3 protein-coding genes are annotated in these 5112 nt (G+C 42.0%); 1 reads left to right on the top strand and 2 read right to left on the bottom strand.

The features are described 5' to 3' along the window. The first annotated feature begins 416 nt into the window (after nucleotides 1-416). The gene (locus tag Q8M41_RS18005) at nucleotides 417-1067 is read left to right on the top strand and encodes a DUF6266 family protein (RefSeq protein ID WP_305366699.1); all 651 of its coding nucleotides are present in this window, start codon (nucleotides 417-419) and stop codon (nucleotides 1065-1067) included. A gap of 197 nt (nucleotides 1068-1264) precedes the next feature. Here the strand turns inward: Q8M41_RS18005 and Q8M41_RS18000 are convergent, their stop codons facing one another. Both Q8M41_RS18000 and Q8M41_RS17995 read right to left on the bottom strand, forming a co-directional pair. Further along, nucleotides 1265-2617: a neutral/alkaline non-lysosomal ceramidase N-terminal domain-containing protein gene (locus tag Q8M41_RS18000; RefSeq protein ID WP_305366698.1), complete on the bottom strand. Its 1353-nt coding sequence runs from the start codon at nucleotides 2615-2617 to the stop codon at nucleotides 1265-1267. Between the two features lie 425 nt (nucleotides 2618-3042). After that, nucleotides 3043-4797: an amidohydrolase family protein gene (locus tag Q8M41_RS17995; protein WP_305366697.1), complete on the bottom strand. Its 1755-nt coding sequence runs from the start codon at nucleotides 4795-4797 to the stop codon at nucleotides 3043-3045. Nucleotides 4798-5112: the final 315 nt, after the last annotated feature.

Below are 5112 nucleotides of genomic sequence, written 5' to 3'. Positions count from 1 at the left end.
TCCTATATTTTATCGGACAAACCAAATGGTACAACAGCAAATTCTTATTATGACGTTTATGAATATGTTCACTCATAAAACAAATATAAGATTAGGCCAGAACCCCGAAGCAGAGCTTCGAGGAATTCTTTTGATTAAAATCTTAAATTAATTTACTGAAAAGAATCAGTCAAATCTCCTTCCTCCAATTCCCTCAAATTCTGCTCCGGCAAGCTAAAACCATTACAAAGTGTATATTTTAATAATAATTTCATTCCATGCTTAACGAATTTTAGTTGGAGTTTAGACGGATTTTAGTCGGACGTGTGACAATTGTACCCGACTAACATACGAACTACCTACGTCTAAGCAAAGTCTAAAATTTGTATTATTAATAATATTTAACTATCTTTAATATAGACACTTATCCTATCAGTATGGCTATTTTAAATGGTGGTCCAAATGGAGGCTTCAGCGGCAAGGCCGGAAGCATTGTCGGTTATCAGCAATACGGTAAATGGGTAATTCGTGGTTTGCCCAAATACTCCAAAAAGAATAAAAAAGGCTCGTTTAATCAGAATATTTGCCGTTCGAAGTTTTCGAAGATGCAGAATATTCTTAACCCGCTTCTACCCTTCATTCGTGTCGGCTTCAATCTGGAAGCAAAGCGCAATGGCAATTCCGCGCATAATTCGGCTAAGTCATGGAATATGCTGAACGCATTTAATGAGGCTGGAGAGATAAATTACGCTGCTTTCCGGTTCAGCATGGGTGATTTACCGGGGGCAGTTGATGCGGCTGTTGAAGAGAGAGAAGATCAACTTATCTTTTCCTGGAGGGATAATTCTAAGGAGGCAGGCGAGGAATGGAATTTGCGTGAAGATGATCAGGTTATGATTCTGGTTTATGATAACGAATCTAATTCTTTATGCGGTACTATAAGCGGTGCCCGACGTTCAGAAGAAAGACAACTTATCAGCATCAGCAAAAATAAGACGCCTGTTGATCATCCTGCCTGGATTTCCTTTATTTCTGACGACAGGCAGCGTATTGCTAATAGTAGTTATGTAGGGATGGTTAGATTTTAGGAATTGGACATTTGCTCCCGCTTGTACAGACTTAACAATGTGAAGGAAATCGTGCTCATGAAACAAATTTCGATCTAAGATCACTAAGTTCCCTCTCCGCCTTGGGCGGATTCGGGATGACATGCGTTTTGGATCCCATTTCTTCCCAGTAACCTTTTAACCTGCATGTGCGGGACTCAATCCTGTAGTTACGGGACTTATTCCCTCAATTTTTTTACCAACTCAGCCACCTTTTTACTGATCTGCTTTTCAACCGATTCCGTGTAAGGTGCGCGATGCCCGTATTCAGCCATACCGCTTGTTCCTTCATATCCTCCTTCTTTCAAAACCCTCAGGCTTGGAACATAGCTTAGAAGATCATTGTTATACCCAAAGACCCAGGTATCGTTCCAGCCATACAGGCCTTTGAATTTGAGGGAATAATCGACAACGGTTTCGCCGGTTAAGGCAATAAAGGTAAATCCGGAGCCAAATCTCCAAACCTGAACAGGGTATTTCACACGATCGGGCGGTGCACCAAGTGTTTGATACTGATTGATCTGATGTTCAACTTCAGTTTTTGCCATACCGCTCAAACCCGGCAGTTGTTTCTTTAATTCTGGAAGAGATAAGCCCGGTTTAAGGTAGAGTTCGGTTTCACCCATTACCGCTTTCAGCGGACCGTTAATCGCTTTCATTGGTGCTTCAATCACCTGCTTAACGGATTCTGCAAGGATATGACCGTACATCGAAGTAAGTTTCACAGCCTCTGCCTCATTTCCACGGATTCTGGGCAGTGGATTTGCATCGCCACCACAATTCTGAACAAACATAGCCAGTGATCCCGGATAGTGCTTTTCCAGTTCAATCTGAGCAAAACCGGCATAATCGCCGCTGATGCTTAAGCCTCCCAAAGCAGTGGTATGGCATGAATAACCGAAAAGAATGCCCCTAAGCTGTCCCCCCGACTTAATAGTCAATACCGGAACATCTTGATCCACCTGTCCACCGAAGGCTCTGGTCTCCGGACCGCGTGATCTCCTGCGGTTCACTGCGATACCGGCTAGTCCGTGTTCAAAGTTGATCTCTGCGGGAGAAAGATCTTTAAGGGTCGCAGCTATTACTTCATCATATCGCTGATAAACCATTTGGGTATACCGATCCTTTGCCGCCCTTTCCTGATCAATAAATTCATAATAGATCCATAATACATCTTCCGTTACCGGACAGGAATGATTATGAGAAGTATTTAAGATCAGGCGTTCTCTGGGTATTTGATACTTTTTGAGTGCATTAGCTGCAATAATGCCTACCATTTTATCACTCAGACCAACCAGATCGGCAGTCACCATGACTGATAATTGCCCCGTTTCATCGCGCAATGCCATTGCTTTTAGCCAGATCGGATGTACAACCTCCTGCGACATCCGGGTTTTGCCTCCATAACCTGCCAGTGGAACCGATTCAGTCGGGGTAATATCTGCTTTGGCAACACCTGCCTGCCATTGGGCAAGCGCAGGGCTTGATAAGAACATACTCGCTACGATAATTTTGCTCATTAGTCTTTTCATTATCAAAAATAAATTACTGTCATCCAGTTAATTCGCGTCTCTGCGTCTTTGTGAGAGTCTTTTTAATATTTTCTATTTCCAAGGGTCGATACCCTCACCGTTCCAAAAGAACTTAACATTTTTTTCTCTACAAATGACAAAGTTAAACTTAGCAATATACTCAATAGCATGTCATTGCGAGGAGGCACGACGAAGCAATCTTCTATTGTGGGAGATTGCTTCGCTACGCTCGCAATGACAAAACGCTTGTCATTTCTCCTTCAGAATTGCTTAAATTTTATTACTCGCTAAGACACAAATAGCTAGTGATTATCCAATTTTCACTTCTTTAATCCTGGTTACTGGATCGTGGTACTCAATTCGTAACCCGTAATTCATATTTCGTAATTCCGTAATTCGTAATCCCGTAATCCGTAATTCTTCCCTTATTTTCTGAATACTACAGGAACATTATACTCCGGCATATTCCCAATACACGGCTCAATAATCGTATACGCATTTTCTCCCAGGATCTTTTTCTTACTTGCCAATGGAAGATTCGAAAACACCAGCCATCCTAACTGCTGACGCGGGTCACGCATCGGAAGGTCGGAACCATACATAATCCGGTCGTCGCCCACAGCATCAACCATGTATTCTATAATCCCTAATGGAACCGGGGTAAGCGTAATTTCAGCAAAAACATTTTTATGTTTTTTCATTACCGCAATTGCCATATCCGCCATTTTATAACTTCCGCCGGCATGAGCAATTACCCAGCGTACATTCTTATACTTTTCAGCCAGTTTATCAACCTCCAACAAATCGGCTCTGGAAGGATGAATCAGTGCATACAAGCCGTTTTTATTACCATATTCCCACCAGATATCATAAGCGGGGTTATGGTATTCCATTCCGTAGAAATGGTAAGGCTTCATTCCGATAATACGCTTATCTGAATAAACCTGTGGGATCATTTCTGCTAATTGTTCCTGGGTATAATGTGTCGGACTGAAAGTCGCCAATCCCCAGAAACCTTTTGGAGAAGCATCCAGAGCCTCCCTTACCAGCTTATTTCCCTGTACCGAATCATTACTCACCACCCCATTCCAGCTCATGAAGCCTCCTCCTACGCAACCCAGTCGTTCCATCATTTTAAATATCCCCTTCGGACCACCATTTTCCATATGATAGCCTGTCCCTCCTGCACCGTTAATTCCTTCATGAAGCATATGCATATGCATATCGATCACTGGAACTGGCAATGGTTTGCCATTCCTGACTGAGCTCATTAAAATATCTTCAGATCTGTTGGTATGAACCTTAGGTGGTCGCTGACCACCCAAAAGACGGATCAGATTTCCACCAGCAACTTTTGCTTTTGCTTCATCGGGTATATCAGCATAATCGATATAAGTTCGATGTGCCCCGGCCGACATCGTAGGCGCATCCGTCGCAAAAATTAACTGATTGATATGTCCTTTTTTGTAAAGGAATTCCAATCCCTCATTGATCTGCATACGGTCAAAACTGATGTGAAAATTAGGATGGTCTTTCAGAAGTCCGATTGCATAACGCTGCTCCCCCCAGCTAATACCTGAAACCAACAGCGGAATTGATTTATAGCGTGTAAGAAACTCATTCATTTCCTTCCAGCCACCTATTTCGGATACTGTAGTAATGGTAAAGACTTTATTATCATTCAGATACTTCATTAATTCCTGACTTGATTGCGCGCTCCAATCCCAGCCATTTGAAGCCGGATGTATTGTAACTGCCAGCACATTATGCTCAGCCATCTTTAGCTTTAACTGAGCCGGAGGAAGACATTCATTCGTATGATGAGGCAGCACATTCCATATCCCGAATAAATTGGGATAGGGCTTGAGATTATTGCTTAATTCAAGATTGGAATACATTGCATCATAGCTTAATGACAAGGTAGATGCTACCAGGGCCCCTGAAATTGAACAATGATTCAATTCTTTGATCAGATCTTCCAGTTGCCACTTTTCAGCCGGATGCTTATACCTTCTCGGACCAATCCGCGCAAATGCATCAAAAAACAAAAGGTCTTTAGTCTGCGGCATCAAAAAATCAGCTGTAGAAGCAAGAAGGCTGCCTGATGTTGTAGCTAATACTGTGGTTCCTAATAAGGTGATTGAATTCTTTTTGATGAATTCGCGTCTGGATTTATACATTGAATATTGTTTTAATAAGTTTTGATTGGCTTTGTCAATTTGCTATTTGCATTCTAGATTTGAGTTTTGAGAGGCTACTCCCTATTCCCTATTCCCTATTTCCTTTTCCCCACCCCTTTCATTTCTCTCACAGAGTTCGCAATTTATATAATCGGGATGTCATCCTACTCCAATTAAATGAATGACCCCGAAGCAGAGCTTCGAGGTATCGCGTTATTCGAATAACCGTAATTGTGCCCTATGAAACTTCTTATAAGCAGTCTTTTCTTGGCCTTGTTCATTTATATATTTTTGAATAGTCTCCTCATTTGCGTA

The sequence above is a fragment of the Daejeonella sp. genome (assembly GCF_030684675.1).
Taxonomy (GTDB): domain Bacteria; phylum Bacteroidota; class Bacteroidia; order Sphingobacteriales; family Sphingobacteriaceae; genus Daejeonella.
This window is presented reverse-complemented; position numbering and strand designations above follow the sequence as displayed.